The following is a 23,841-nucleotide window of genomic DNA, read 5'->3' as shown; positions in this document are numbered from 1 at the left end:
CGCGAGCTCCGGACGTCTACTTCAGCGCGGCGCGGATCGCCTCGGCGAGCTCCAACCACGCGGCACCGCCGAAGAGATGATCGGCGCCGGCCACCTCGTGGAAGGTGCTCCGACCGGTGGTCTCGTGCCGCCAGCCGTCGACCTCGGACCCGCTGAGCAGGTCGTCGCTCCCGCCGTAGAGGACGGTGAGCGGCACGTCCAGGGGCGCGTCCGGCGTGTAGACGTAGTCGGAGACCAGCCGCATGTCGGCCGACAGGATCGGCAGGAGCACCTCGAGGAGTTCGGGCTCCTCGCGAAGGTGCTCCGGCACGTACCGCGTGAGGTCCTCACCCGACTCGTCGTCGCCGTCCGCCAGGACGCGCGGCGGAAGCTGCGAGGCGACGAGCAGGTGGGCGACCTCGGGGCCGTCGGCGGACCGCTGCAGCCGCTGCGCCGTCTTGTAGGCGAGCAGGGCGCCGGAGCACTGGCCGAACAGCGCGACGCGCGGGACGTCCAGTGCGACCAGCTCCGCCACCAGTTCGTCGACCACGTCGTCGAGGGACGTCGGCAGCGGCTCCGTCTGCCGGCTCTCACGGCCGGCCAGCCGTACGCCGTACACGTCGGCCGCATCGCCGATCACCGGCCCCCAGGGGCGGAACGGAGTCGCTCCGGCGCCGGCCCACGGAATGCACGCGAGTGCGGTGCCATTCCCCGTTGCCGTTCCCGTGCTCCACGGAACGAGCTTCGATGATTTCTTCGATATAGCCGCATAATTTGATATGTCCATGGGCGCGGATCCTAGCATGTTCTGCAGGTGATCCGCAGCGTGATTAAGGCAACGTAGATTAATCTCGGCTGCTGCCCTGGGAAGCCACTTCCAGCATGGTGACACCCACCATTCGAGAGGATTCTGATGTTCAATCCAAGCGTCGAGGTCATTGTCGAGCAGCCGTCGGTTCTCGCCCAGCCCGACCTGTCGTTCGAGGCCATACTCAAGCGATTTCCGGGACTGGCCGAGGCCGAAGCCGTCTGTATGACGGGATCGACGGCGGCCGGCTGGGGCAACACGTTCAGCGACATCGACATGTACGCCTTCGCCGACGGCGACCTCGACCTTCCCGTCGACGAGACGATGGAGACCTGGCAGAGCTCCGACCCGAGCGGTGTGCGCTGGACCATCTGGATGGGCGCCTACGGCGACCAGCGCGTCGACCTGAGGGTGTGGCCGACCAGCACCCTCGCCACGGTGCTGAAGTCCTATCTCGAAAAGGAGGTCGAGTTCTGCAACACCGGCGACTTCCTCCAGGACTTCATCTACCGGCTTTCCATCGGTATTCCGCTGAAGAACGAAGCCTTCTTCAAGGAAATGCGCGAGCTGCTCCGCAGCTCGTCGTACGGCCGGTCCCTCGCCCGATTCCTGAAGGCCGATGCGGAGAACTGCCTCACCGATGTCATGGGGCAGCTCGACTCCGGTGACTACAAGACGGCCCGCGTTTCCGCCGGACTTGCCGCGGGATTCATGACGGACGCCGCCCTCGCGCTTTCCGGAGAGCTCTGCCGACGCAAGAAGTGGCTGCTCCGTCGCCTGGAAAGCACCCCGCAGTGCGGAATCGGTGTGGACGAATACCGCACCATGGTCCTCGACGGCCTGCGCCCCGGGGAGTCCGACGCCGACTGCGCCCTGCGCGTCGCCCGCTGGACCCAGTCGCACATCGTCCGGCTCGAGGACGCCTTCCTGTCCACCCCCTGATCACCGCGGCCGAACCGGCACGGCGACACCAGCACAACACCCCTGCGCACGCCGCAGTTGAGAAGGAGACAGAGTGATCATCGCCATACGGGAGGCCGCCGCGGGCAGCCCGTTCGCCGCCGAGACCGGCGCGAGCCCAGCCGGGGTGACCCCGTGAGCCCGACGACCTCGTTGGCAAAGCTCCGTGCCGCGGTGAGCGGCCCGGAGGACCCCCACCAGAAGCTGTTGGCGATGTCGACCATCGTGAACACCGTCGGCATGGGGATGTTCCTGTCCGCGGGCACGATCTTCCTCATCAGATCCGCGGGGCTGAGCCCGACGGCTGCGGGCATCGGCCTCACCGTCGGGTCGCTGGCCGGCTTCGGCGCCGGAGTGCTGATCGGCGACCTGGCCGACCGCCGCGGCTCCAAGAAGGTCCTGATCGGCTCCATGCTGCTGGAGGCGGTGGCGAGCGTCAGCCTGCTGCTGGTGCACAGCCTGTGGCCGCTCTTCGTGGTGGCCGCCACGGCCGCGGTCGGCCGTGCGGGAACGGTCAGCGCGCGCGGGGCGATGATCGGTGTGCTCGCCGAAGCGGGCCAGGGCGCACGGTTGCGCACCTACCTGCGCGCCGTGACCAACGTCGGGATCGCGGTGGGCACGATCGGGGCCGCGGTCGTCCTGGCCATCGACACGCGCGCGGCGTACGTCACGATGATCCTCATCGACACGTTCACCTTCCTGATCGCCGCGGCGATCCTGACGCGGCTGCCGAACTTCCCCCCGACCCGGACCTCCGACGCGCAGGACCCCGCCGAGGAGAAGACGCCCCGGTGGCTGGCTCTCCGGGACCGCACCTATCTGGGTCTGACCGCCGCCTCGTCGGTCGCGAGCCTGCAGTACTTCGTGCTGGTCCAGGCCCTGCCGGTGTGGATCGTCCTGCGGACGAACGCACCGCGGTGGATGGCCGCGATCGTCCTGTTCCTCGGCGCGGTCATCGTCGCCGCCACCCAGGTGCCCGCCACGCGGTCCATCACCGACCCGCGTTCGGCGGCCCGGCTGCTCGCGCTGTCCGGCCCGATGTTCCTGGTGGCGTGGATCCTGATGGCGGTATCGGCGGGACCCTCCGCGTGGATCGCGGTCGCCCTGCTCCTCGTCGGCATCGTGGTCCACTCGCTGGCCGAGGTGTGGCAGGCCGCAGGCACGTTCGAGCTGTCGTTCGCGCTGGCCAAGCCCGAGGCCCAGGGCCAGTACCAGGGAGTGATGGGACTCGGGCACGGCCTCTCCGAGGCCGTGGCGCCGATCGTCGTCATCGCGATGTGCGTCAACTGGGGCAAGCCCGGCTGGATCGTGCTCGCCGTGATCGTCTCCGTGGCGGGTTTCATCTGCGCGCTCATCGAGCGCGGCTGGTCCCGCTCGAACCCGCCGGTCAAGGCCGAGGCCCTCGCCGGCGAGTGAGCCGTCCGTGCCGTCCACCTCGATGTCCGGGAAGGCCCGGCGCCACGGTCGTCAAGACCGTGGCGCCGGGCCTTCCCGGCTTCGGCGTGTCCTCGTACGGGGCTGGCGGCGGCGCTGCGTCAGCTCTGTGCGCTGTCGTCGTCCGCCTGCGGGGCGGCCTCGGACGCGAGGGCCTTCTCGCGCATCTTGCGCACCAGCTCCGCCTTCTTGTCGGCGGCGCTCTGGCGGTCGAGGTTGCGGTGCGGACCGTTGTTCTGCCGCTCGGCGCGGGACTGCCTCTTGCGCTGGCCGCCACCCTGGCCCACGGGGTTGTTGATGTTCTTGCTGTCGGTCACGGGTTCTCCCGGTCATGATGTGAAGTGATCTACGGATGCATCGGTGGGGGACGGGCGGCGACGTCGGAGGACGTCAGCAGGGGCCCATCACGCCCTCACTCGTGGATCGGCCTCTGGAAGAACATGACAAAGACGTTACCCGGTTCCGTCGGCCCCGCACGCCACCTCTGTCGCAGGCCGGATCAGGCGGTCCGGTGCGCAGACGGCCTGCCGGCCCGAGCGGTCCTCGCCGTCGAGGTGGCCGCGCCCGACCCGGTCAGCTCGGCCCCGAAGACCTCGGCCGCGCGACGTCGGCGAAGGTCGTCCACCATCCGGGCCTGCGCGTCCGCGCGGGCGAGGAGACGGTCCAGGCCGCGGGCATCGAGGCGGTCGTCGGTCGCGGCGAGTGCGCGCAGGGCCCGCCAGCACGCGGCCTTGCCCTCCACACCCATGAGCATCGCCTCGAGTTCGACGACGTCGCTGAGCGGGGAGCGGCGGACGAGACGCCCGTTCGGTTTGAGTCGCCCCACTGTCTCGCCGATCCGGCCCACGACCTCGTGTACGCGTCGCACCGGGACGTCGAGGTCGCGCATGACGTCCCGCAGGCTCTGCTGGTCCTCCTCGATCTGGTCCGCGAGCTCCGTCAGGTGCGGGCCTGCGCCGGTGCGGCGGTACGCCTTGGCGAGCCGCCCGGCGAGGCGTACGCCGGCACCCGAGCCGGTGAGGTGATCGTTGAGGTACACGGTGAGGAAGGACGGGTCCCGTCCTTCCCGGGACTTGATGTCACGCATGATGAAACCTCCGATCGGGGACACCCGGGTGCCGTGACCGGTCATCCGGCGAGGGCGGGCAGCACCTTTTCGCGGTAGGCGGCGAAGAAGGCCTCCTGCCCGGGGCCCATTTGCCCGACGTAGACCTCCTCGAAGCCCGCGTCCACGTAGGCGCGTACGGCGGCCACGTGCTCCTCGACGTCGTCTCCGCAGGGGACGTTCTCCGACACCTGCTCGCGAGTGACGAGTTGGCTCGCCTGCTCGAAGTGGGCCGGTGTCGGGAGGATCTGGGCCAGCTCGCCGGGGAGGTGTTCCGAAGGCCACAGCCTGTGCGCGGTGTCCACGGCTCGGTCCCGGTCCGGGTCCCAGCACACTTTGAGACCGCCGATCACCGGCTTTCCCGCACCGCCGGCCTCCCGGAAGCGGCCGATGGCCTCCTCGTCGGGTCCCATGGTGACGAACCCGTCGCCGATACGGCCGGCGAGTTCCGCGGCCTTGGGGCCGAAGCCGGAGACGTGGACGGGCAGCCGGCCGGCCGGCGTGGTGTAGAGGCGGGCGTTGTCGACCGTGTAGTGGGTGCCGCGGTGGCTGATGCGGCGGCCCGTGAAGAGCTTGCGCATCACCTCGACGGCTTCCTCCAGCATGTCGGCGCGCTCGTCGAAGGAGGGCCAGCGGTCGCCGAGGATGTGCTCGTTGAGTGCCTCGCCGGTACCCACGCCGAGGGCGAAGCGTCCCCCCAGCAGTCGGCTCGACGTGGCGGCGGCCTGCGCCGTCACGGCCGGGTGCAGGCGCACGGTGGGGCAGGTGACCAGCGTGGTCACCGGCAGGTCCACGGTCTGGGACAGGGCACCGATCACCGACCAGACGAACGGGCTGTTGCCCTGCGCGTCGTTCCAGGGATGGAAGTGGTCGGAGACGGCCAGGCGGGTGAAGCCGGCGTCCGCGGCCCGGCGAGCCTGCTCCAGCAGCTGGGCCGGGGTGAATTCCTCGCAGGACAGGAAATAGCCGAACGACGTCATGGACCTCGTACCTCCATGGTCAGGGGTGGGCGGCTCCCGGTGGGCGCGTGCCCTTGACGTGGCGCGACAAACATCGCAGTGGGTCGCGCCGGACGCCTTCGCGCACCCTCACCCGTAGGCGGGGCGGGCCTGCGCATGAGGGCGGGCGACTGGAGGCCCGGTCCCCGGGTAGTCGCCCGTGGGGGCGGCGTCCGAGACCGTACGAGAACGGGCGACGGAACTTCGCGACGACGGACCGTACGGCGCCCAGGTCGCAGGGAACCGCGACGGAGGGAAGACACCGTGACCCGAAGCACCACGGTCAGGGACCTGCTCGACGAGCACGGACGGACCCATGCCGAGGAAGCGGGCATCCGGCTGCGGAACACACCCGCCCCGCTCTACCAACTCCTGTGCCTGTGCGTGCTCTTCTCGGTGCGCATCAAGGCCGACATCGCGGTCGCCGCGGCCCGCGAGCTCTTCGCGGCCGGGATGCGCACGCCCCGGGCGATGGCCGCGGCCTCCTGGCAGGACCGGGTGGACGCCCTCGGCCGCGCCCACTACCGCCGCTACGACGAAAGCACCGCCACCGCACTCGGTGCGGGCGCCCAGCTGCTCCTGGACCGCTACCACGGTGATCTGCGACGGCTGCGCGAGAGCGCCGACGGTGAGCCCGGGCGGATCCGCGAGCTCCTCCAGGAGGTCCCGCGGATCGGACCGGTCGGCTCCGACATCTTCTGCCGCGAGGTCCAGGGAGTGTGGCCGGAGCTGCGCCCCGCCTTCGACCGCCGAGCCCTTGAGGCCGCCGCCGCGCTCGGGCTTCCGAAGACGCCGGCGGGCCTCGCCCGCCTCGTCACCGCAGAGGACCTGCCGCGGCTGGCGGCAGCCCTGGTCCGGGCCGGACTCTCCTGAGGAGGCGCGCCCCCGCGTCGACGGCGCGGCGGGCTGAGGGGCTGTGGGAGGGTGTGTGAGACGTTCCTCCTGCGGGCAGGCGCCGTGCGGGTCCGGCGGATCCGCCACCGGACCGGTACGTCACGAGTCGAGGAGTGGACATGCCCCGCGGTTCAAGCCCCAAGCGTGAACGCCAGTACGAGCACATCAAGGAGAGCGCGGAGCAGCGCGGTGAGAGCACCAAGCGTGCAGAGGAGATCGCCGCGCGCACCGTCAACAAGGAACGGGCCCGCTCCGGGGAGTCGAAGACCGCGAGCCGGTCCTCCCTCCAGGACATCTCCTCCTCCAGGCGCGGGGGCCTGCGTTCCCACAGCGGCTCGCAGGGTCCCACCAAGGACCAGCTCTACAACGAGGCGAAGCAGAAGAACATCGAGGGCCGTTCCAAGATGGACAAGGCCGCACTCAAGCGCGCCCTCGGCCACTGAATTCCGGTCCGGCCGAACCCGAGCGGCGGCCCCGCGCCCCCGTGAGCCGGTGACGGCGGAGCCGCTGCTCTCTGCTCCTCGTACCCCCGACTTCGAGACCGTCGAAACCGGGTCTCACAGGAATCGTTTGGGAGTCCCATGGGCGGACATATGCATAGCGTAAGACGCTCGAATGAGGACGCCATGGGTACTGGTGAGAAAGTCAAGGCGGAGATGGAACGAGTCGCGGGCAGGGCCGTGAAAAAGGCAGCCCATGCCCTGGGCAAGGAGACCCTGGCCGCCAAGGGTGCCGCCCTGGAAGCCCGCGGCAGCGCCCGGCGTGTCAAGGAGAAGGGCAAGGACGCGCTCGGTTGACCGCGCCGGTTTCCTGGCCGTGGGCCGAGTAGTTGACGTCGTAGAAGTAGTGCACCGCACCCCTGTGCCGCGAGATGGGAAGGGAACATGGGCATTATTGCTTGGATTCTTATCGGTCTCTTTGCGGGCATCATCGCAAAAATGCTGATGCCCGGTAGGGACCCGGGCGGAATCATCATCACCATACTGATAGGAATCGCGGGCGGACTGCTCGGCGGATGGCTCGGCAAGGTGATTTTCGGAGTCGACTCCATCGACGGCTTCTTCGAAATCTCGACGTGGATCGCCGCCATCGTCGGCTCCCTCATCCTCCTCGGCGTCTTCCGCCTCTTCAGTCGCGCCAGGCACTGACAGGAAACGGCAACCCGTCCGCCTGTCCCCTCGGTACCGGAAACGGCTTCCCCGCGTGAGCGGGCGAAGCCGTTTCCGTCGTTCACCCTCGTCCATCACCCGTGCAGGACGCGTCTCACCCTGCGGCGCAGCGCCCGCCGAGCGGTCCACACCGTCACTCGCACACCCCAGGCCGTCAGTTGCAACAGGATCCGTCCCACGACAGGCCGTCGCATCCAGCGAACGAGCGCCCCACGCGCCCTCCGCTTGTGGCCGTGGCGCCCCGGGATGAAGTCCATGTGGGCCACCTACCCCGGTTTCAAGCACCGAGAACGCCACAAATCGTCTCAATCCGACCTGCCCACGGGGCTGCGGACGGGGCCGTGCGGTGACTGCGGCGACCTGCTCTTTGTCCTGAATGTAGAGAAATGCGTATTCGTTCTCGCGAGGGGTAGGGGCTGAGCAGGCTGTGATGCCGAGCACCTAGTGGCGGGGAGGTGAGAGGAATGACTGCAGGTAAGAAGGCCAAGAACGTCGCCAAGACGACCAAGGGCAAGGTGAAGGAAACCACGGGCAAGGCGGTGGGGAACGAGAGCCTGGAGGCCAAGGGTCGGAGTGAGCAGGCGATGGGTGACGCGAAGCAGGCCGCCCAGAAGGCGAAAGACGCGCTGAAGCACTGAGACGCCGAGTTGAGGCTGGTACGTGAGGTGATGCGTGGGGGTGAGGGCCGGTGGGAGATCTCCCACCGGCCCTCACATGGCCGTCCGCTGCTGTTCCGAAGGGCGCTTCAGGCGGGCTGTCGGTGCCGACGCCGGCGAGGCGGAGCCGGTTCCTCCTCTGCCTCCTCTTCTGCCTCCTCCTCCGGTTCCTCCTCAAGTTCCTCGTCTTCCTCCCCGTCCTCCTCGGACCCCTCCTCCTCGGACCCCTCCTCCTCGGGTTCCTCGTCCTCCTCTTCGAGCTCCTCGTCGCTGTACTGAGCGTCCTCGTCGTCGCTTCCCTCTTCGCCCTGCTCCTCGCCGTCGCCGTACTCCTCCTCGTCGTCCTCGGCGCCGCCGTCCTCGTACTCTCCCTCCTCCGCCTCTTCGCCCTGTTCCTCTTCGAGGGCTTCTTCGTGCGTCCGGACGACCTCGCCGTCGCGGATCTCGCCGCGCCAGCCTTCCGGTTCGTCGGTGGTGAGCATGGCGTGCCGCAGGAAGTGCTTCAGGTCCAGGCGCAGGCGCCGGCCCTGTGCGCGCCAGAGGTTGCCGGTCTTTTCGAAGAGCCCGGACGGGTAGTACTCGACGACGATGACGATGCGGGTCAGCGACGGGGCGAGTTCGTGGAAGGTGACGCAGCCACGGGTCGATCCCTTCGCGCCCTGCGAGGTCCACACGATGCGGTCGTCGGGCACCTGTTCCTGGACGGTGGCCTTCCAGCTTCGCGTGGAGGGGCCGACCTTGACCTTCCAGTCACTGGTGGTGTCGTCGTTTCGGGAGACGTCGCGGACGCCCTTGGTGAATCCGCTGAAGTTCTCGTACTGCGTCCAGTGGTCGTAGACCGTGCGCAGCGGCAGGCCGACGTCAAGGGCTTCGACGATGTTGACGACCTTGCCGCCGCTGCTCTTGCGGCCGCGGCCTTTTCCGCCACCGAACGCCTCGGTGACCTTGTCCTTGAGGTTGCCGAGTTTCTGCCCGGCGAACGCCTTCAGGGGGGAGTCGCCCTGCAGGAGCCGGCCGCCGATGCCGGCGACGTCCGAGAGGCTGCCGTTGTTGTCGGCAACGTCGTACAGCTGGTCGGTGACGTCGGAGAGCTTGTCGGTGGCCTTGTCGGCCAGTTGGTCGGCCTGGGCGGCGAGGTATCCGGTGAGTTCCTTCAGCAGCTTGTCCATCCCGGAGAGGGACTCCGACGAGCCTTTGCGGTCTGAGGTTGCCATGGCCTACCTCCGCGTGGACGGCTTGCGCGCCGCCGTCTTCTTGGCGGCCGTCTTGCGGGCGGCCGGGGTGCGGCCCGTGGCCTTCTTGGCGGTGGACTTGGTGGCAGCGCTCTTGCGTGCCGGGCTCTGGGCGGTGCTCCGCTTGCGCGGCGGGGCGCTGGTCTTCTTCGCGGCCGCCCTTCGCGGGGCGCTCTTCTTGGCGGGCGCCGCCTTCTTCGCGGGCCGGGCGCCGGCGCTCTTCTTCGCTGCCGTCTTCCCGGCGGGGGAGGACTTCTTCGCCGCGGCCTTCTTGGCGGGTGCGGACTCCCTCGACGGCGCTGCCTTCTTCGCGGGGCTCCTCTTCGCAGGCGCGGCCTTCTTGGCGGGTGGCGCCTTCTTCGCAGGCGTCTTCGCGGGCGCTGACTTCTTCGCCGGGGTGGGACGCCGTGCGGTCTTTCGTGCGGGGGCTGCGGTCCTGCTGCCGCGTGCGCCAGCCGAGGTACGCGTCCGGCGCGGCGGCGGGGGAGGCTCCTCCTCTTCTTCCTCTTCCTCCTCCGGCTCTTCCTCCTCGGGTTCTTCCTCTTCCTCTTCCTCTTCTTCGGGTTCCTCGTCCTCTTCGGCCTCCGCCTCCGGTCCCTGCTCGCCCTCTTCCTCCTCCTCTTCGCCCTCCTCCGCTTCGTCCTCGGGCTCGGCGTACTCCTCGTCGTCCTCGCCCGCGTAGTCCTCGGCTTCCTCGTCCTCGTACGGTTCCTCGTCCTCGTTCTCGTCCTCGCCCTGCTCCTCCTCGTCCCGACCGCTGCGGGTGAGCTCGAGGGTGCGGTCGTGCAGTACGCCGGCGAGGTCGGCGAGCTTGCGGTTGGCCGCGACAGCCAGCGCTTGCTTGCCGGCGTCGAGGGCTTCCCCTCGCAGCTGCTCCGCGAGTTCGTCGAACTGTGGCATCTCCTTGAGCCGGGAGGCGCCTTCCTTGAGCAGCTGTCCGGGTTCGAGCCCGAAGCGGCGACCGGCGAGATAGGTCGCCACGGTGAAGGCCAGGCGGCCCTTCTTCGCCCGGCCGAGTAGGTATCCCCCAGCCACAGCGGCTGCGAGCGCGATCTTGGTGGTGTCCTCCATGGTCATTCCCCTGCCAGGGCGCTTTCGGTCTTGGTGGTGTCGTCGGCGGAGAGTGGCGCGCTCACACGGTCCGCTGACGCGAAGGGGTCCGGTCGGATGCCGTCCTCGAAAAGGCGTCTGCCCCGATATGGGGCTTATACCTGGATTTGGTGACATTCTAGTTTCTGTGAGCCCGTCTCCCCAAGGGAGGGGCATATGGCCGCAGCGGAACCTGCACGCCCCCGGCGGGCCTCTTCGCGCGCAGACGGCGACGGCGACGGCGAAGGGCAGGACAGGGAAAGGTCCCGGCGCACCGCGCCGCGGCGCCGTTCCGGTAAGGCGGGCGCGGCGGCGGCGATGCGTGCCGCGGCGCAGCAGCTCGCTGAACTGCTGGGTCGGCTTCCGGATTCCGTCTCCTCGCTGAAGCCGACCGAGGACGGCTGGGAGGCGCAGGTGGAAGTGGTGGAGCTGGAACGCATCCCGGACACCACCAGCGTGATGGCCAGTTATCGCGTCGCGCTGGACGAGGACGGTGAGCTGATCTCCTACGAACGCACCCGCCGCTACACGCGCGGCATGATCGACCGGCCGACCTGAGCACGGGCCGACCGGCGGAAGGAGGCGCCATGACCATGGTGCCCCAGGGCGGCGGCCCCGTCGCCCGAGGACAGGGAGGCGGCACGAGCAGCCTCTACGACGTCCTCGAGCTCATCCTCGACCGCGGGCTGGTCATCGACGTCTTCGTCCGCGTCTCCTTGGTGGGGATCGAACTCATCAAGATCGACGCGCGGATCGTGGTCGCGAGCGTCGACACCTACCTGCGCTTCGCCGAGGCCTGCAACCGCCTCGACCTCGAAGCAGGCCGCAAAGCCCCCGCCCAGCTCACGGATGTCATGGGCAACGTGCTTGAAGGCGGAGCCCGCGGGAAGACGAAGGGTGCCCTCAGCGGAGCCGTCGAGGCCGTGACCGATTCCCTGACCGGTAAATCCTCCAAGTCCGAGGAGCCGGAAGAGGAGGAAGAGGCGGTGGAAGAGGCGCCCAGGCGGCGGCGCCCGGCTGCCCGACGCCCGGTGCGGCGGGAGAAGGAGTAACCGATGCCGCTCTACGTGTACTCGATCACCACGAAGGACCACCCCACCGACCTGGACGGCGTCGGCGGCGTCGGTGCCGAGCCCTCCCCGCTGCGCACGGTCACCGCGGGCGCGCTGAGCGCGGTGGTCAGCGACATCGACGAGGAGATCCGCCCCAAACGCCGCGACCTCAACGCCCACCAGCAGGTCCAGGAGCTGCTGATGGCCGACGGGGTGATCCTGCCGCTGCAGTTCGGCTACATCGCCACCGACGACCTCGCGGTCCGCGAGGTCCTCGAGTCCAACGAGGAGACCTACCTCGGTGCGCTCAAGCGTCTGGAGGGCTGCGCCGAATACCACGTCAGGGCCTCGCAGGCCGATGAGGCCCCCCTGCTGCAGCAGATCCTCGAGGACGTGCCCGAGGCGAGTGACCTCAACGACCGGATCCGCGGCGGAGACCGGGATCCGGGCCTGCCGCTCGCCCTCGGCGAAATCGTCGCCCGCGAGGTGCAGGTACGGCAGGAGGCCCTGGCGGCCGGCCTGACCGAGGCGCTCGTCGCCTTCGCCCGCGAGTACCTGGCTCACCCGCCCTCGGGGAGCGACTTCCTCAACCTCTCCCTCCTCGTACCCGAAGAGCGCCAGGAGGCCCTGCGTACCGCGGAGGCCAACCTGGCCCGGGAGATCGGCAGCGGCGTCGACCTGCGCTTCTCGGGACCGCTGCCGCCCTACAGCTTCGTCCGGTAACCACACCCCAACCCACGGAAGGGGAACGCTGTGGGACTGATCACCTACCTGCTGACGCTCCCCGTCGCCCCGGTACGCGCTGTCACCTGGGTCGCCCAGCGCGTGGTCGACAAGGCCGAAGAGGAGTACTACGACCCCGCTCCGGTCTGGCGCGGGCTGGCCGAGCTGGAGCAGCAGCTGCTGCGCGGAGAGATCGACCAGGAGACCTTCGACCGCCAGGAGGACGAGCTGATCGAGCGGCTCGAAGAGATCGCGGCGTTCCGGCAGCAGCTTTCCTGAGCCGAAGAAGGAAGGGCCACCGTGACCGAACCCCTGCCCGGCCGACCCGGCAGCTTCGCCTCCCGCGCGCCGATGCCGTACGGGCAGTCCTCCTCCAGCCTCGCCGACATCCTCGAACGCGTCCTGGACAAGGGCATCGTCATCGCCGGCGACATCCGCATCAACCTCCTCGACATCGAGCTGTTGACCATCAAACTCCGCATCCTGATCGCCTCCGTCGACAAGGCCAAGGAGATGGGCATCGACTGGTGGGAGCACGACCCCTCCCTGTCGTCCCGGCACACGGGCAGCCCCCTGGAACAGGAGAACCGCCGGCTGCGCGCCGAACTCGACGCCCTCCGCGGCCGACTCGAACCCGGCGAGGACGACGAGGAAGAGGCCCCGGGCGAGGAACCGGGCGGCCGACCGGCCGGCCGACGACGGAAGAGCCCTCCGTGAACACCCCCGGCAGCCTCACCTACGTCTACGCGGTCACCCACCGGACCGGCCCCCTCGGCGACGCGCTCGCCGGCGTGCACGGCATCGGCGAGGCGCCGCTCAGGTTCCTCCCCCTCACCGCCGACACCACCGAGCCCGCCCCGGGCACCCCGCGCGAGTCGCTCGCCTTCGTGGCCAGCGACGTACCCGAACAGGACTTCAACGAGAGCGCCCTCAAGCGCCACTTCGAGGACCTGCACTGGCTCGAGTACGTCGCCCGCACCCACCACGAGGTCGTCCAGGCCATCGCCGCCCGCGCCCCTGTCCTGCCGCTGCGCATGGCCACCGTCTACGAGGACGACCACCGGGCCCGGCAGGCGCTCGCCGCCCGACAGGGCGCCTTCGACCGCAGTCTCGACCGGCTGCGCGCCCACACCGAGTACGGGGTGAAGATCTACCTCACGCCCGAGGCCGCGCAGCCCCCTCCGACGGCCCCCGCCCCGCCCGCCGGCCCGGGCAAGGCCTACCTCCAGGCCCGCAGGGCCCAGCGCCACTCCCGCGACGCCGTCTACCGGCAGGCAGAGCAGGCTGCCGAGACCATAGAGGCCATCGCCTCCCGCCATGCCACCCAGCGCGTACGACACGCACCCCAGCGCGGCGAACTCACCGGGCCCGAGGAGAACGTCCTCAACGACGCCTACCTCATCCCCGACGACCAGGCCGCGCCGTTCCGGAGCGCGATCGCCGACGCCGCCCGGCACTTCCCCGACCTGCGCATCGAGGTCACCGGCCCCTGGGCTCCCTACAGCTTCGCCATGCCGGCGCCCGGCCCGGCCGACGCCCCGGAGCCGCCACCATGACCGTCGGCGAACACGGCGAGCCCCTGCCCGGCCGCCAGGTCGCTCTCGTCGACCTCCTCGACCGGCTCCTGAGCGGTGGAGTCGTCCTCACCGGCGACATCGTCCTGTCCATCGCCGACATCGACCTCGTCCGCATCTCCCTGCGCGCCCTCATCGTCTCCGTCAGCTCCGAGATCGCCCCTGCCGGGGCGCGGGAGGGCGGACGCGATGAGTGGTGAACACCCCCCGCCGCCACCCTCCCGGGGCGGCCGGGTCCACGATCTGGGCGACAGCCTCTCCGAGGCCTTCCGGCTCGTCCAGGCGCCCCCCGCCCCTCACGACGAACGCGCCCGCCCTGCCCACCGCCTGAAAACCGACCCCGAAGCCGTCGGGGAAGACCTCCTGAAGCTCGTCCTCACCATCATCGAGCTCCTGCGCCAGCTCATCGAACGCCAGGCCCTGCGCCGCGTCGACGCCGGGGACCTCACCGACGAACAGGAAGAGGAGCTCGGCGCCACCCTCCTCGCCCTCCACGACCACCTCGCCGACCTGTGCGAGGAACACGGCTACGCCCTGGAGGACCTCAACATCGACCTCGGCCCCCTCGGCCCGCTCCTCCCGCCCCGCGGCTGACGCCCCCCCGCACCCCGAACGCGCGCCTGCGAGGTCGTCGCGTTCAGCGGGCCGCTAGCAGGTCCAGTTCGGCTTGGTACAGCAGGGCGGGGTCGCATTCGGTCCCGGCGAAGTGACCGCCGAGTTCCAGGGAGAGCACCCCGTGCAGCCGGGTTCGGAAGGAGAGGGCGAGGCGCTGCGCCGAGGCCGTCCCGGCCTGCCCGGCCGGCCGTCCAGGGCCGTCCCCCGGTGGGGTGTCGGGCGCGCCCGCGCGCACGTCGGGCGCGTCCGGCGCATCGGTACAGGCACCGACGAGGATGTCCATGAACTCCGCCGCCAACGCCGCGGCATCGGCGGGGCTGCGGTAGCCCGGCACCGGGGGACCGTACACGAGGAAATAGCGCTGCGGATCATCGAGGGCCCACCTGCGCAGGGCCTGCCCGAGGCCGGCGAGATCCCCTTCGCCCCGGGCTTTCGCAGCCCTGAGCGTTCCCACCAGGCTCTGGTAGGCGTCGTGAACAAGTTCTGTGAGCAGTTCGTCGCGGCTCGTGAAGTAGCGGTAGAGCCCGGCGCCGCTCAGGCCCATGCGTCTGGCGATCCCGTTCAGGGAGAGCGCGGACGTTCCAGCAGTGGCGATCTGCTCCCGGGCCCGTTCTTTGATCTCCGAACGCACCTGCTGCCGGTATCGCTCACGGGGGGTTGTCGTCGAAGCTGCTTCACCCATGACAGCCTCCTCCTCGCGAGTTACACCCTATCGCTCACGAGGGATCGCGGTGCTTTCCGACCACCGTGCATCCAAGGAGGAAACGGCTGCCATCGGTTCGCACGGGAGCGGGATCCGGACGGGAATCGTGGGAAGCTGGGGTGGCCGCTCCCCATCACGCCGACGAGGAGGAGCAGCCACCCTGTTTGCGGCCCGGCCGCGAGCTTTCGACGATGGAGCCCCGGGGATCGGCGACGGTAGGGACACGGGACGCGAACCCGGAGGCGCGGGAGTGCGACATGCCCAACGATCTCGGCCCGAAGACCGGAGCGAGGCTGTACGACGCGGCCTACTACCAGGGGAACGCCATCACAGTGCGCCCCGACGGATGGGACCGGGGCGAGGGCGCGGTCGTGTACTCCCTCGCCTATCTCGGGTTGCGGCGCCTCGGCTCCCTGCAAGCCCCCGTCGAGGCCTCCGACCCCGGCCATCCGTTCCGCCAGGCCATCGGCCACGTCACCCACGTCACCGTGTGGGCGTACAGGCCCGACACCTGGCCGGATCACCTGGACGAGCACGGGACGAGCTGGCAGCAGTACAGCGCTGACACCGCCGACCTCGGCACCTGGGCGGCGAGGACCAGATACCTGCGCGTCTGGCAGCAGGCCAACGACGGCGTGTTCGATGTGGACCTGCTCACCGAGGACAGCTTCCGGCCTCCGATCACGATCATGGAGTAACCAGGGCCCGGGTGCAGGAGGTGCTGTGGACTCCCATACCACCGACCACGAGGTGATCGGTGGGATGGGAGGGACGGTGGCGGGTAGGGGCCACGTACCGGGGTGCGGTCCGGCCTTCCGGCTGCGACGGGGCCGCATCCCGGCAGCCCCGGGCCACATCGGCTGCCCGTTCGGGGATGCCGCCACTCGGGCTGGGCCGGCTGCCACGGACTCGCCGTCCGCTCGGGTCCCGGCGAGTGGTTGCCGCGGCGGAGCTCGGGCAGGTGCGTGGGCGTGGGGGAGGGATGAAGCGACCGCCCCGGCCCACGGGCCGCGGAACAGCAGCGGAAAGGATTTCTCTGATGTCGCAGGTGAAGGAATCGATCGAGGTTGACGTGCCGGTGACGACGGCCTACAACCAGTGGACGCAGTTCGAGTCGTTCCCGGAGTTCATGGACAGCGTCCAGCGGATCGAGCAGCGCACGGACACGCTCACGCACTGGGTGACGAAGATCGCCGGGGTGGAGCGGGAGTTCGACGCGGAGATCACCGAGCAGGTCCCGGACCGGAAGGTCGCCTGGGTCACCGTCGGCGGTGAGACCGAGCAGTCCGGGCTGGTCACGTTCCGGCCGATCGACCCCGCCCACACCGAGGTCACGCTGATGATGGACTTCGACCCGGACGGCATGGCGGAGAACCTCGGCGACAAGCTCGGATTCGTCGATCGGCAGGTCAAGGGCGACCTGCGGCGCTTCAAGCACTTCATCGAAGACCGCGGCACGCCCACCGGCCAGTGGCGCGGACAGGTCTGACCGCCGCCCGACACCGCCGCGGGCCGGGCGGGGGACGAAGCAGCAGGAAGAACGGTGGACGGCCGCCGTGCGGAACGCCGCACGGCGGCCGCGGCATGCCGGGCGTCCGCCGCCCCGGGCCGCCCAGGAGATCCCGCGACACCAGTCGGGCCGCTCGGCGATGTCCCCGCGACGCGCGGGTAGGTTCCCCGGCATGCGCACTCATGACCTCGTGATCGTAGGGGCGGGCTCCGGAAACGCCATCGTCGACGACCGGTTCTCCCACCTGGACGTCGCCATCGTCGACGAGGGGCCCTTCGGCGGAACCTGTCTGAACCGGGGATGCATCCCGAGCAAGATGCTGGGGCACGTCGCGGACCTCGCCGACGGCGTCCGTGAGGCCGGCTCCCTCGGAGTGGACGCCACGCTGCAGGGGGTCCGGTGGGCCGACGTACGAGAGAGGGTCTTCGGACGTCTGGACCGGGAGGCCGCCGAGGGCGAGGAGGGCCGGCGCGAAACCCCGTACGTCCACGTCTACAAGGGGCACGCCCGATTCACCGAGGAGCGGACCCTCCTCGTCGGGGCGGGCGACGACACCGTCAGGATCCGGGGGGAGCAGGTCGTCGTCGCCGCCGGCAGCCGCCCCACGGTGCCCGGACAGGTGGCCGAATCCGGGCTTCCGTACGAGACGTCCGACACCGTCATGCGCCTGGAACGTCCGCCGCGGCACCTGGCGGTGCTGGGGGGCGGCTACGTCGCGGCCGAACTCGCACACGTCTTCCACGCCGCGGGCAGCCGCATCACCGTCATCGAGCAGGCGGACACCCTGCTCGCCGCGCAGGACGAGGCCGTCTCCGCCGCGTACACCGAGATCGCCGCAGGCCGCTATGACGTGCGCACCGGCACGGCGCTGACCCGCGTCGAGGGCGCCCCGGGAGGGCTGGGCCTGGTATTGGACGACGGTACGACCGTGGAGGCGGACACCCTGCTCGTCGCCGTGGGACGCACCCCCAACGGTGACCGGATCCAGGCCGCCCGTGCCGGGATCGACCGGCACGGCGACGGCCGCATCGTCGTGGACGCCTTCCAGCGGACCACCGCCCCCGGGGTCTTCGCCCTCGGTGACGTATGCACGCCCTTCCCCCTGAAACACGTGGCGAACCGGGAGGCGGAGGTGGTGGCACACAACCTGCTGCACCCCGACGACCTGGTGCGGACGGTCCACGAGGCCGTTCCCGCGGCGGTGTTCACCCGCCCCCAGATCGCTCAGGTCGGCAGGACCGAGCGGGAGTGCCGGGAGGAGGGACTCGACTACGCGGTCTCCGTGCGCCGTTTCTCGGACTCCGCCTACGGGTGGGCCCTGGAGGACGGCACCGGCTTCTGCAAGGTGCTCGCGGACCGCGCCACCGGACTGCTGCTGGGCGCCCACATCCTGGGCCCGCAGGCGGCCACCCTGATCCAGCCGCTGGTGGTGGCCATGAGCCTGGGGATCGACGCCGCCACCCTGGCGCGCACGCCGTACTGGATCCATCCCGCCGCCACCGAGACGGTCTCCAACGCCCTGCTCGGCCTGGACCTCGACGCCTCCACCCCCTGAGCGGACCAAGGGCCACCCGTCGTGACCACGCCGTGCCCGCCGGCCCGACCGGGCGCGTCCCGGCGGGTGTCCCGCCGCAGCGGTCAGAGGTGGCTTCGGCTCCCGTGCGGCCTGGCCCATCGGCGGTGCAGGGCGGCGCGCGCCTCGGAGGGGAGGAGACGGGTCACGGCATGCTGTGAGCGGGTGCGCACGGATCCCGCGACCTTACGCGTCCTACGGCGCATGAGCGCGTGGTAGCCCTGGCGGGCCACCCGTGCGGGATCGTCCTTCTTCGCCCGCCCGAGACGGGTGTCCAACAGACCGGCACGCACGAAGAACCGGGTGTCGGTGGCACCGGGCATCAACGCGGTGACGGACACCCCCGAGCCCTTCACCTCGGCGTGCAGGGCCTCCGCGAAGGACTCCAGGAAGGCCTTGGAGGCGTTGTAGACCGCGTGGTACGGCCCCGGAATCGCGGCGGCCACCGACGCGACGACGAGCACGCGTCCCTCACCGCGCCGCACCATGTCGCTCAGCAACCCGTGGGCCAGGCGCACGGTCGACAGGACATTGACGTCGATGACGCGGGCCAGATCCGCGAGGTCGGTTTCCAGGAAGGCGCCCCCACGGCCGATTCCCGCGTTCAGGACCGCGGCGCTCACCGGCCGGCCGAGGGAGCGGAGCTCCGCCAGCAAGGTCTCCACACCGCCGGGGGCCGCCAGGTCGACGCGGGTCGCGTGCACCCGGGTGCCGTACAGCCGGAGCCCGGCAACCGCGTCGTCGAGGAGTTCGTCCTCGGCGGTGACCGCGAGATCGTAGCCGTGCCGGGCGAACTCCCGGGCCAACTCCAGACCGATGCCGCTGGAGGCGCCGGTGATCACGGCAAGGGGATGGGAGGTGTCCATGGCATTCTGCGCCTCTCGTACGGCGTACGGCGTACGGTGCCCGGGCGGGCCTTCCGGGGGAGGCAGCCGCTCCAGGGGGCGCCTGCCCGGCAGCGGATGCTTCAAGCCCGGGCGGTGCTCGGTCTCGCCAGGAGTGGGGTGCCTCGCCGCGGGTAGGCGCCGGGAGCCCCCGGGCCGCCGGATCACGGCGTTCCACGAGGACGCCGGGCCGGGCGCGACCCGCCTTCGACCGAGGAGGGCAGACCCATGTCCGAACGTTTCCCGGAACCCGAGCGGCAGCGGGCCGCCGGACCCGGCCCGGAGGCCGGGGTGGCACCCGGCGAGACACCGGCCGGCGAGTCCAGCACCGGCTCCGGAGCGGGACCGTACCGGCCCCTCACACGCGGCTGGGGCAAAGGACCCCTCGTGGTGATCTGCCTGCTGGCCGTCGTCTTCGCCCTGTTCTTCCTCGCCTACGCCATCGTCCTGAACCTCTGACGTCCGCGGGTCCTGGCCGCGGGCATCAGCGCCAGGCGGGATGCCCCTCGGCGGCGCCGCCGGCGGTGAGCGTCCGCTCGCCGGTCTTGTCCGCGCGCACGGCCCAGATCACGGGCTTTTCGTACGGCCCGCGGACGAAGGCCACCCACCTGCCGTCGACGGACCAGGCCGGGTCCATCTCATGGGCGCCGGTGGCGACCAGCTCACGATCGCCACTGCCGTCGGCGCCCACGAGGCGGATGTCGCCCTGGGTGCCCGTGCCGTAGGTCCCCGCCGTGTACGCGAAGGTGGCTCCGTCGGGTGACCACACCGGGTCGAGTGCCGGACGGGGCAGCCGGGTCACCTGCCGCGGGGCACGGTCCGGGGCGGCGGGGTCCACCAGGTGGATCTGCCAGTTCTCCGGCTCCGTCTGCAGGCAGACCGCGATGCTCTTGCCGTCCGGCGCCCACGCGGGGTCCTCCACCTGGCCCCGGCCCGAAGTGAGCTGGCGCGCCACGCCGTCGGCGACGGTGACCACGAACAGCTGCTGGACCCCGTCCTTCTTGCGGAGCACGGCCAGCCGGCTGCCGTCCGGGGACCACGACACCCTGCCGCCGGCGATGGCGGTGATCCGCCGCGCGTTCGAACCGTCCGCGTTGGCGGTCCACACGGCCGTGTCGTCGGGTGTGCTGCGGGTGAACGCGAACGACCTGCGGTCGGGGGACCACTGGGGCAGGGTGTCGCACACGCCCGCGCTCCCGGCGATGAGCTCCACGGGCTTGTCCGTCCCGGCGTCCCGGCGGGCGATGACGCCGTGGCACGTCCCGGGCCAGCCCGGGGCGGTGTCCTGCCGTATCAGCAGGGGCTCGGCAGGGAACGACGCGGGGGCGGGAGTGGATCCGGTGGGCGTGGCGGCGCCCGGCTTGGAATCGTCCTTGGTGGAGTCGGTCCAGGGCTGCCACACGAAGAGGCCGCCGGCCGCGAGACACGCGACGAGCACCGCGGCCACCACCGCGCGGCGCTGCCGGGGCTTGCCCGCAACGGCCTTCGGCACGGGCGCGGGGGTGGGGGAGAGCCGCGCCGCGGGGCCCGTCACCGTGCGCGACAGTTCCGTACGGGGCTCCGCGGCGGCGGCGGGGACCGCGTCGGGCACGGGAAGGTCCTGCGCGGTGTCCCGGGGGCCGTCCTGCGGGCCGTCCTGCGGGCCGTCCGGTGGGCCGACCGGCGCGGTGGGACGCACCGCCGGTTCCGGGGGCGGGAGCAGTTGCGTCGCCGCCTCCGGCAGCCAGGAGCCGCCGTCCGGGTGGCGGACGGTCAGAGTCGCGAGGAAGGCGGCGGGAGTGGGCCTTGCCGCCGGGTCCTTGGACAGGCAGGCGCCGATGGCCGCGCGGAGCTCATCGGGCACCGCGGTCAGGTCCGGCTCCTCGTAGACCACCTTGAAGTGCCTGGCCGCGGACGGGCCGTCGCCGAAGGGGGCGCCGCCCGCCGCCTGGGTGAGCACCACCCCCAGCGCGAACATGTCAACCGCCGGGGTGAGCGCGCCACCGCCGGTGAGCTGCTCGGGCGCCAGGAATCCCGGCGTGCCGACCTGCAGACCCGTCTGTGTCAGGGCCGTCCCGTCCAGGGCGCGGGCGATGCCGAAATCGATGACGCGCGGTCCGTCCTCGGCGACGATGATGTTCGCCGGCTTGAGATCCCGGTGGATGACCCCCGCCCGGTGGATCGCCTCCAGCGCCTCGGCCAGGCCGGCCGCCAGGACGGTGAGCGTGTCCGGAGGCAGCGATCCGACGCGCGCGAGCACGGCTTGCAGGGTGGGGCCGGGCACGAAGGCCGTCACCAGCCAGGCCGGCTCTCCGTCCGGGTCGGCGTCGACCACCGGCGCGGTGTGGAAGCCGCCGACCCGCCGCGCGGCCGCGACCTCGTCGGCGAACCTGCGCTTGAACCCGGGCTCGGTGCTCAGCTCGGGCCGCACGACCTTGACGGCGACCGCACGGCCGGACTGGGAGCGGCCCAGGTAGACCACGCCCATGCCCCCCTGGCCGAGCCGTCCCACCAGCCGGTAGCGGCCCCCGCCCAGCGAGGTGGGATCGCCCGTTTCGAGCGGCTTCATTGGTCCCCCGTTTCACACCTTGCGCGATGAACAGCCTCTCCCTACCCGTCGTGCCGTCCACCAGTCAAGCGAGGCCCCCTTGCGGAGACCGGCACGGGGGCCTGCTCACGGGCGCCGCCGAGCGCGACGGGTGAGCGTGTCTTCCCCTCACCCGATGGTGTGGATCCGGTGGTGCCCGCCCGCTTCGACCTGATCAGTCAGGGCCGCTGTTCCGGCACCCGCCCGGCCCCGTGCCCATCCCGGGCAGGCGCCCTCGGCGGCGGCGTCGGCGCACGTCGCGCCCCTAGACTCCCCGCACATGTCGCTCTGGCTGCTCAATCACTTCAGCACCTTCACCCTGGCCGTGGTCACCGTCGGCGGGACCGTCGCCGTCGCCGTCGCCGGCAGCGTGCTGCTCCGCCGCAGATACCCGTCGCTGGCCAGGGGCGAGCACAACGACATGGTCGGCGTCACCCTGGGGATGTTCGGCGCGATCTACGGGATCATCCTCGCCTTCGTCATCGTCACGCTGTGGACGCAGCTGGACAGCACGCAGACCGTCGTGGCGTCCGAGGCCACCGATGTCGCGCTCATCGCCCGGGACGCCGCCGCGTTCCCGCCCCCGACACGCGCCGAGGTCGATGCCGCGCTCAGCGGCTACGTCCACTCGGTCGTGGACCACCAGTGGCCCAGGATGCGCGCAGGGAAGCCGAGCTACGAGGCCAACGCCGGCAAGCTCCAGGCCGTCTACGACGTGCTGCAGGCGTACGAGCCGAAGACCGCCCGCGAAGAGGTCTTCTACGAGGAGGCCGTCCACCACGTGAACGACATCGCCGCCCAGCGCCGGGCCCGCCTCACCATGGCCGAGCAGGAACTGCCCCCACTGCTCCAGGCCCTGGCCTTCGGCGGCGCGATCGTCCTGATCCCCCTCACCTTCCTGTACGGCATGCGCAAGCTGCGGATCCAGCTGCTCTTCGTCGCGTCGGTCTCCGCCCTCATCGGCTTCAGCCTGCTCCTGGTCTTCGTACTCGACCGCCCCTTCGCGGGTGAACTGAGCGTGAGTCCGGCACCGTACCGAGAGGGTGCGCTGGCGCAGTACTGGAGTCCGTGAGCCCACCGCGCGGCCGGCGTCGGAAGGGTCGCGCGGCCCAGGGTGCGCGGGGTCAGGCCCGTTCACGGCGGCGCGGGGAGCGGGGCGCGGGCGCGTCGCCGGCGAAAAGGGTGAGCAGCCCTTTGCTGTCGCGGCCCGCTTCCGCGGGGTGGCGGAACCGTGACCCGGGAGTGATGCGGTAGTGGTTGCGGCGTCCTTCGCGTACCCGGGTGAGGTATCCCTCCTGCTCCAGGGGGGTGACCTCCCCACCTGAACGCGTACGCTGGAAGGCAGGTGATCCCATGACCGCGTCCGTCCCCCTCGCCGGGGGTCGCGGAGCGGGGCGCCGCGCCCCTGCTTCCACCACCCCACCGGCGCCGTCCGACCCGGGAGTCCTGCGTGCGGTGGGCACGCTGATGGCGACGACCCCGGCCACGGCCCGCGAAGCCGAGCTCATCCTGGCTGCCGCGGCCGCGGGGTCCGCGATGCCCGAGACCGCCTTGGCCGCCGCGGTGCTCGACGCCTCACGCGGCATGCCCGTACCGGTCCGTGCCGAGCGGGCGCTGCGCCAGGCCCTGCACGCGGCCCGCACTCCGGATCCCGTACCGGCCTCGCGCCCGTGCCTGATGCCGCTCAGGGAGGACGCGGAGAAGGCCGTCGGCCGGTTCTTCGAGACCCGCCTGCGGCTGACCGCCGCCCCTGCCGACCCGCAGGCGCGCCGCGCCTTCGAGGACGCCCTGTTCACGCTGTGCATCCTGATGGGTCGGCCCTGCGCTGCCGATGCAGTGCACGAGGCCGTTCAGTACACCGAGGGCTGACCCCGCGGCCCGAGGCCGCCCGTCGACACCGGAGAGTCGGTCGATATGAACGCCAAGAAGCAGGACCCGCGCCCGAAGCTGCTTCCCGATGAGGGAGCGGCCGTGGACGAACACGGCCGCCCGCCGGGAGTCCCGTCCCGGACGGGCACCGGCATGGGCCCGCCCGCGGACCCGGCCCGGGTGGAGCGTGCCCGCAGGGGCGGCCGGGAAGCCGATGCCCAGCGGTCACCGGACGACGGAGAACGCACGCGTGAGCCGACGGAGTCCGAAGAGGGAACGGCAGTACGGGCACATCGAGGAGAGCGCTGAGCAGCGCGGCAACGCACTTATCGCGACAACGCACTTATTCGGACAAGGAGTTGCTCAGCAGCCATCGACGCCTCCGCGGTCGGTCCGCATTGGATAGGTTGAGGCGACCACGTCAGTGGCAGGTGGCATTCCAGGAGGT

At 70.9% G+C, this 23,841-nt stretch carries 30 protein-coding genes; 21 read left to right on the top strand and 9 right to left on the bottom strand.

The window, feature by feature from the left end:
- Positions 1-16: 16 nt before the first annotated feature.
- The gene (locus tag ACFYP3_RS05815; protein ID WP_388827317.1) at positions 17-766 is read right to left on the bottom strand and encodes a thioesterase II family protein; all 750 of its coding nucleotides are present in this window, start codon (positions 764-766) and stop codon (positions 17-19) included.
- 126 nt (positions 767-892) lie between these two features.
- On the opposite strand from ACFYP3_RS05815, the gene ACFYP3_RS05810 reads away from it, so the two are divergent.
- Complete coding sequence (locus ACFYP3_RS05810; RefSeq protein ID WP_388827314.1) at positions 893-1,729, top strand: hypothetical protein; 837 nt, start codon at positions 893-895, stop codon at positions 1,727-1,729.
- A 153-nt stretch (positions 1,730-1,882) separates the two neighbouring features.
- The gene (locus ACFYP3_RS05805; protein ID WP_388827311.1) at positions 1,883-3,163 is read left to right on the top strand and encodes an MFS transporter; all 1,281 of its coding nucleotides are present in this window, start codon (positions 1,883-1,885) and stop codon (positions 3,161-3,163) included.
- A 119-nt stretch (positions 3,164-3,282) separates the two neighbouring features.
- Here the strand turns inward: ACFYP3_RS05805 and ACFYP3_RS05800 are convergent, their stop codons facing one another.
- From ACFYP3_RS05800 to ACFYP3_RS05790, 3 genes are all read right to left on the bottom strand, one after another.
- On the bottom strand, positions 3,283-3,498 hold the full coding sequence (locus tag ACFYP3_RS05800; protein WP_388827308.1) for a DUF6243 family protein: 216 nt from the start codon (positions 3,496-3,498) through the stop codon (positions 3,283-3,285).
- Positions 3,499-3,680: 182 nt separating this feature from the next.
- Positions 3,681-4,268, bottom strand: coding sequence for a hypothetical protein (locus ACFYP3_RS05795; protein WP_388827305.1), 588 nt, complete (start codon positions 4,266-4,268; stop codon positions 3,681-3,683).
- 41 nt (positions 4,269-4,309) lie between these two features.
- Entirely contained in the window at positions 4,310-5,266 is a 957-nt protein-coding gene (locus ACFYP3_RS05790) for a TIGR03557 family F420-dependent LLM class oxidoreductase (RefSeq protein ID WP_388827302.1), read from the bottom strand.
- Between the two features lie 282 nt (positions 5,267-5,548).
- On the opposite strand from ACFYP3_RS05790, the gene ACFYP3_RS05785 reads away from it, so the two are divergent.
- From ACFYP3_RS05785 to ACFYP3_RS05765, 5 genes are all read left to right on the top strand, one after another.
- Positions 5,549-6,157, top strand: coding sequence for an endonuclease (locus ACFYP3_RS05785; protein ID WP_388827300.1), 609 nt, complete (start codon positions 5,549-5,551; stop codon positions 6,155-6,157).
- 140 nt (positions 6,158-6,297) lie between these two features.
- Positions 6,298-6,621: a plasmid stabilization protein gene (locus tag ACFYP3_RS05780; protein WP_388827297.1), complete on the top strand. Its 324-nt coding sequence runs from the start codon at positions 6,298-6,300 to the stop codon at positions 6,619-6,621.
- 183 nt (positions 6,622-6,804) lie between these two features.
- Positions 6,805-6,975: a hypothetical protein gene (locus tag ACFYP3_RS05775; RefSeq protein ID WP_388827293.1), complete on the top strand. Its 171-nt coding sequence runs from the start codon at positions 6,805-6,807 to the stop codon at positions 6,973-6,975.
- An 87-nt stretch (positions 6,976-7,062) separates the two neighbouring features.
- Positions 7,063-7,326: a GlsB/YeaQ/YmgE family stress response membrane protein gene (locus tag ACFYP3_RS05770; protein ID WP_388827290.1), complete on the top strand. Its 264-nt coding sequence runs from the start codon at positions 7,063-7,065 to the stop codon at positions 7,324-7,326.
- Positions 7,327-7,811: 485 nt separating this feature from the next.
- The gene (locus tag ACFYP3_RS05765) at positions 7,812-7,985 is read left to right on the top strand and encodes a CsbD family protein (RefSeq protein ID WP_388827287.1); all 174 of its coding nucleotides are present in this window, start codon (positions 7,812-7,814) and stop codon (positions 7,983-7,985) included.
- Positions 7,986-8,092: 107 nt separating this feature from the next.
- Here the strand turns inward: ACFYP3_RS05765 and ACFYP3_RS05760 are convergent, their stop codons facing one another.
- On the bottom strand, positions 8,093-9,217 hold the full coding sequence (locus tag ACFYP3_RS05760) for an SRPBCC family protein (RefSeq protein ID WP_388827284.1): 1,125 nt from the start codon (positions 9,215-9,217) through the stop codon (positions 8,093-8,095).
- A gap of 3 nt (positions 9,218-9,220) precedes the next feature.
- On the bottom strand, positions 9,221-10,306 hold the full coding sequence (locus tag ACFYP3_RS05755; RefSeq protein ID WP_388827281.1) for a histone protein: 1,086 nt from the start codon (positions 10,304-10,306) through the stop codon (positions 9,221-9,223).
- Positions 10,307-10,501: 195 nt separating this feature from the next.
- Between ACFYP3_RS05755 and ACFYP3_RS05750 the strand changes: the two genes are divergently transcribed.
- Genes ACFYP3_RS05750 through ACFYP3_RS05715 form a run of 8 tightly spaced genes read left to right on the top strand, consistent with a single transcriptional unit; the run spans position 10,502 to position 14,267 of the window.
- Entirely contained in the window at positions 10,502-10,882 is a 381-nt protein-coding gene (locus ACFYP3_RS05750) for a gas vesicle protein (protein ID WP_388827278.1), read from the top strand.
- A gap of 29 nt (positions 10,883-10,911) precedes the next feature.
- Positions 10,912-11,376: a gas vesicle structural protein GvpA gene (locus ACFYP3_RS05745; RefSeq protein WP_388827275.1), complete on the top strand. Its 465-nt coding sequence runs from the start codon at positions 10,912-10,914 to the stop codon at positions 11,374-11,376.
- A gap of 3 nt (positions 11,377-11,379) precedes the next feature.
- The gene (locus tag ACFYP3_RS05740) at positions 11,380-12,099 is read left to right on the top strand and encodes a GvpL/GvpF family gas vesicle protein (protein ID WP_388827272.1); all 720 of its coding nucleotides are present in this window, start codon (positions 11,380-11,382) and stop codon (positions 12,097-12,099) included.
- 30 nt (positions 12,100-12,129) lie between these two features.
- A complete protein-coding gene (locus tag ACFYP3_RS05735; protein ID WP_388827269.1) occupies positions 12,130-12,378 on the top strand; it encodes a gas vesicle protein GvpG in 249 nt (82 codons plus the stop codon).
- Between the two features lie 21 nt (positions 12,379-12,399).
- Positions 12,400-12,816, top strand: coding sequence for a gas vesicle protein GvpJ (gene gvpJ, locus ACFYP3_RS05730; protein ID WP_388827267.1), 417 nt, complete (start codon positions 12,400-12,402; stop codon positions 12,814-12,816).
- Positions 12,813-13,655 carry a GvpL/GvpF family gas vesicle protein gene (locus tag ACFYP3_RS05725; RefSeq protein ID WP_388827264.1) on the top strand — a complete coding sequence of 281 codons (843 nt, stop codon included), beginning with the start codon at positions 12,813-12,815 and terminating at the stop codon, positions 13,653-13,655. Before gvpJ ends, ACFYP3_RS05725 begins: the two co-directional genes overlap by 4 nt.
- Positions 13,652-13,873: a gas vesicle protein gene (locus ACFYP3_RS05720; RefSeq protein WP_388827261.1), complete on the top strand. Its 222-nt coding sequence runs from the start codon at positions 13,652-13,654 to the stop codon at positions 13,871-13,873. Before ACFYP3_RS05725 ends, ACFYP3_RS05720 begins: the two co-directional genes overlap by 4 nt.
- Entirely contained in the window at positions 13,863-14,267 is a 405-nt protein-coding gene (locus ACFYP3_RS05715; protein ID WP_388827258.1) for a gas vesicle protein K, read from the top strand. The genes ACFYP3_RS05720 and ACFYP3_RS05715 overlap by 11 nt, the downstream gene beginning before the upstream one ends.
- A 43-nt stretch (positions 14,268-14,310) precedes the next feature.
- On the opposite strand, the gene ACFYP3_RS05710 is transcribed toward ACFYP3_RS05715, so the two are convergent.
- The gene (locus ACFYP3_RS05710) at positions 14,311-14,970 is read right to left on the bottom strand and encodes a TetR/AcrR family transcriptional regulator (protein WP_388827255.1); all 660 of its coding nucleotides are present in this window, start codon (positions 14,968-14,970) and stop codon (positions 14,311-14,313) included.
- Positions 14,971-15,248: 278 nt separating this feature from the next.
- Here ACFYP3_RS05710 and ACFYP3_RS05705 point away from each other — a divergent pair, with 278 nt between their 5' ends.
- The 3 genes from ACFYP3_RS05705 to ACFYP3_RS05695 all read left to right on the top strand — a co-directional run bounded on the left by ACFYP3_RS05705 (position 15,249) and on the right by ACFYP3_RS05695 (position 18,056).
- Positions 15,249-15,689: a hypothetical protein gene (locus ACFYP3_RS05705; protein WP_388827252.1), complete on the top strand. Its 441-nt coding sequence runs from the start codon at positions 15,249-15,251 to the stop codon at positions 15,687-15,689.
- 341 nt (positions 15,690-16,030) lie between these two features.
- The gene (locus tag ACFYP3_RS05700) at positions 16,031-16,480 is read left to right on the top strand and encodes an SRPBCC family protein (protein WP_388827249.1); all 450 of its coding nucleotides are present in this window, start codon (positions 16,031-16,033) and stop codon (positions 16,478-16,480) included.
- Positions 16,481-16,673: 193 nt separating this feature from the next.
- The gene (locus ACFYP3_RS05695; RefSeq protein ID WP_388827246.1) at positions 16,674-18,056 is read left to right on the top strand and encodes a mycothione reductase; all 1,383 of its coding nucleotides are present in this window, start codon (positions 16,674-16,676) and stop codon (positions 18,054-18,056) included.
- Between the two features lie 83 nt (positions 18,057-18,139).
- Here ACFYP3_RS05695 and ACFYP3_RS05690 read toward each other — a convergent pair whose 3' ends face one another.
- Positions 18,140-18,940, bottom strand: a complete 801-nt coding sequence (locus ACFYP3_RS05690) for an SDR family NAD(P)-dependent oxidoreductase (protein ID WP_388827243.1) — start codon at positions 18,938-18,940, stop codon at positions 18,140-18,142.
- A gap of 246 nt (positions 18,941-19,186) precedes the next feature.
- Here ACFYP3_RS05690 and ACFYP3_RS05685 point away from each other — a divergent pair, with 246 nt between their 5' ends.
- A complete protein-coding gene (locus ACFYP3_RS05685) occupies positions 19,187-19,417 on the top strand; it encodes a DUF6480 family protein (protein ID WP_388827240.1) in 231 nt (76 codons plus the stop codon).
- 25 nt (positions 19,418-19,442) lie between these two features.
- Here the strand turns inward: ACFYP3_RS05685 and ACFYP3_RS05680 are convergent, their stop codons facing one another.
- Positions 19,443-21,506, bottom strand: a complete 2,064-nt coding sequence (locus ACFYP3_RS05680) for a protein kinase (protein WP_388827237.1) — start codon at positions 21,504-21,506, stop codon at positions 19,443-19,445.
- A 298-nt stretch (positions 21,507-21,804) separates the two neighbouring features.
- Here ACFYP3_RS05680 and ACFYP3_RS05675 point away from each other — a divergent pair, with 298 nt between their 5' ends.
- The gene (locus ACFYP3_RS05675; protein WP_388827234.1) at positions 21,805-22,596 is read left to right on the top strand and encodes a DUF4239 domain-containing protein; all 792 of its coding nucleotides are present in this window, start codon (positions 21,805-21,807) and stop codon (positions 22,594-22,596) included.
- Positions 22,597-22,877: 281 nt separating this feature from the next.
- On the top strand, positions 22,878-23,393 hold the full coding sequence (locus tag ACFYP3_RS05670) for a DUF5133 domain-containing protein (protein ID WP_388827231.1): 516 nt from the start codon (positions 22,878-22,880) through the stop codon (positions 23,391-23,393).
- The last annotated feature ends 448 nt before the right edge of the window (positions 23,394-23,841 follow it).

This window comes from Streptomyces sp. NPDC005533, from assembly GCF_042871845.1.
GTDB lineage: Bacteria > Actinomycetota > Actinomycetes > Streptomycetales > Streptomycetaceae > Streptomyces.
Note: the sequence above shows the minus strand (reverse complement) of the source record. Positions and strands in the feature narration are given on the sequence as shown.

Bases quoted from the DNA above. Each gene is read 5' to 3' on its own strand.
- ACFYP3_RS05780 (WP_388827297.1), top strand. From the start codon at position 6,298: ATGCCCCGCGGTTCAAGCCCCAAGCGTGAACGCCAGTACGAGCACATC.
- ACFYP3_RS05680 (WP_388827237.1), bottom strand. From the start codon at position 21,506: ATGAAGCCGCTCGAAACGGGCGATCCCACCTCGCTGGGCGGGGGCCGC.
- ACFYP3_RS05790 (WP_388827302.1), bottom strand. From the start codon at position 5,266: ATGACGTCGTTCGGCTATTTCCTGTCCTGCGAGGAATTCACCCCGGCC.
- ACFYP3_RS05670 (WP_388827231.1), top strand. From the start codon at position 22,878: ATGACCGCGTCCGTCCCCCTCGCCGGGGGTCGCGGAGCGGGGCGCCGC.
- ACFYP3_RS05715 (WP_388827258.1), top strand. From the start codon at position 13,863: ATGAGTGGTGAACACCCCCCGCCGCCACCCTCCCGGGGCGGCCGGGTC.
- ACFYP3_RS05750 (WP_388827278.1), top strand. From the start codon at position 10,502: ATGGCCGCAGCGGAACCTGCACGCCCCCGGCGGGCCTCTTCGCGCGCA.
- ACFYP3_RS05795 (WP_388827305.1), bottom strand. From the start codon at position 4,268: ATGCGTGACATCAAGTCCCGGGAAGGACGGGACCCGTCCTTCCTCACC.
- ACFYP3_RS05810 (WP_388827314.1), top strand. From the start codon at position 893: ATGTTCAATCCAAGCGTCGAGGTCATTGTCGAGCAGCCGTCGGTTCTC.
- ACFYP3_RS05765 (WP_388827287.1), top strand. From the start codon at position 7,812: ATGACTGCAGGTAAGAAGGCCAAGAACGTCGCCAAGACGACCAAGGGC.
- ACFYP3_RS05775 (WP_388827293.1), top strand. From the start codon at position 6,805: ATGGGTACTGGTGAGAAAGTCAAGGCGGAGATGGAACGAGTCGCGGGC.
- ACFYP3_RS05690 (WP_388827243.1), bottom strand. From the start codon at position 18,940: ATGGACACCTCCCATCCCCTTGCCGTGATCACCGGCGCCTCCAGCGGC.
- ACFYP3_RS05695 (WP_388827246.1), top strand. From the start codon at position 16,674: ATGCGCACTCATGACCTCGTGATCGTAGGGGCGGGCTCCGGAAACGCC.
- ACFYP3_RS05755 (WP_388827281.1), bottom strand. From the start codon at position 10,306: ATGGAGGACACCACCAAGATCGCGCTCGCAGCCGCTGTGGCTGGGGGA.
- ACFYP3_RS05720 (WP_388827261.1), top strand. From the start codon at position 13,652: ATGACCGTCGGCGAACACGGCGAGCCCCTGCCCGGCCGCCAGGTCGCT.
- ACFYP3_RS05745 (WP_388827275.1), top strand. From the start codon at position 10,912: ATGACCATGGTGCCCCAGGGCGGCGGCCCCGTCGCCCGAGGACAGGGA.
- ACFYP3_RS05705 (WP_388827252.1), top strand. From the start codon at position 15,249: ATGCCCAACGATCTCGGCCCGAAGACCGGAGCGAGGCTGTACGACGCG.
- ACFYP3_RS05685 (WP_388827240.1), top strand. From the start codon at position 19,187: ATGTCCGAACGTTTCCCGGAACCCGAGCGGCAGCGGGCCGCCGGACCC.
- ACFYP3_RS05770 (WP_388827290.1), top strand. From the start codon at position 7,063: ATGGGCATTATTGCTTGGATTCTTATCGGTCTCTTTGCGGGCATCATC.
- ACFYP3_RS05700 (WP_388827249.1), top strand. From the start codon at position 16,031: ATGTCGCAGGTGAAGGAATCGATCGAGGTTGACGTGCCGGTGACGACG.
- ACFYP3_RS05675 (WP_388827234.1), top strand. From the start codon at position 21,805: ATGTCGCTCTGGCTGCTCAATCACTTCAGCACCTTCACCCTGGCCGTG.
- ACFYP3_RS05815 (WP_388827317.1), bottom strand. From the start codon at position 766: ATGGACATATCAAATTATGCGGCTATATCGAAGAAATCATCGAAGCTC.
- ACFYP3_RS05740 (WP_388827272.1), top strand. From the start codon at position 11,380: ATGCCGCTCTACGTGTACTCGATCACCACGAAGGACCACCCCACCGAC.
- ACFYP3_RS05710 (WP_388827255.1), bottom strand. From the start codon at position 14,970: ATGGGTGAAGCAGCTTCGACGACAACCCCCCGTGAGCGATACCGGCAG.
- ACFYP3_RS05760 (WP_388827284.1), bottom strand. From the start codon at position 9,217: ATGGCAACCTCAGACCGCAAAGGCTCGTCGGAGTCCCTCTCCGGGATG.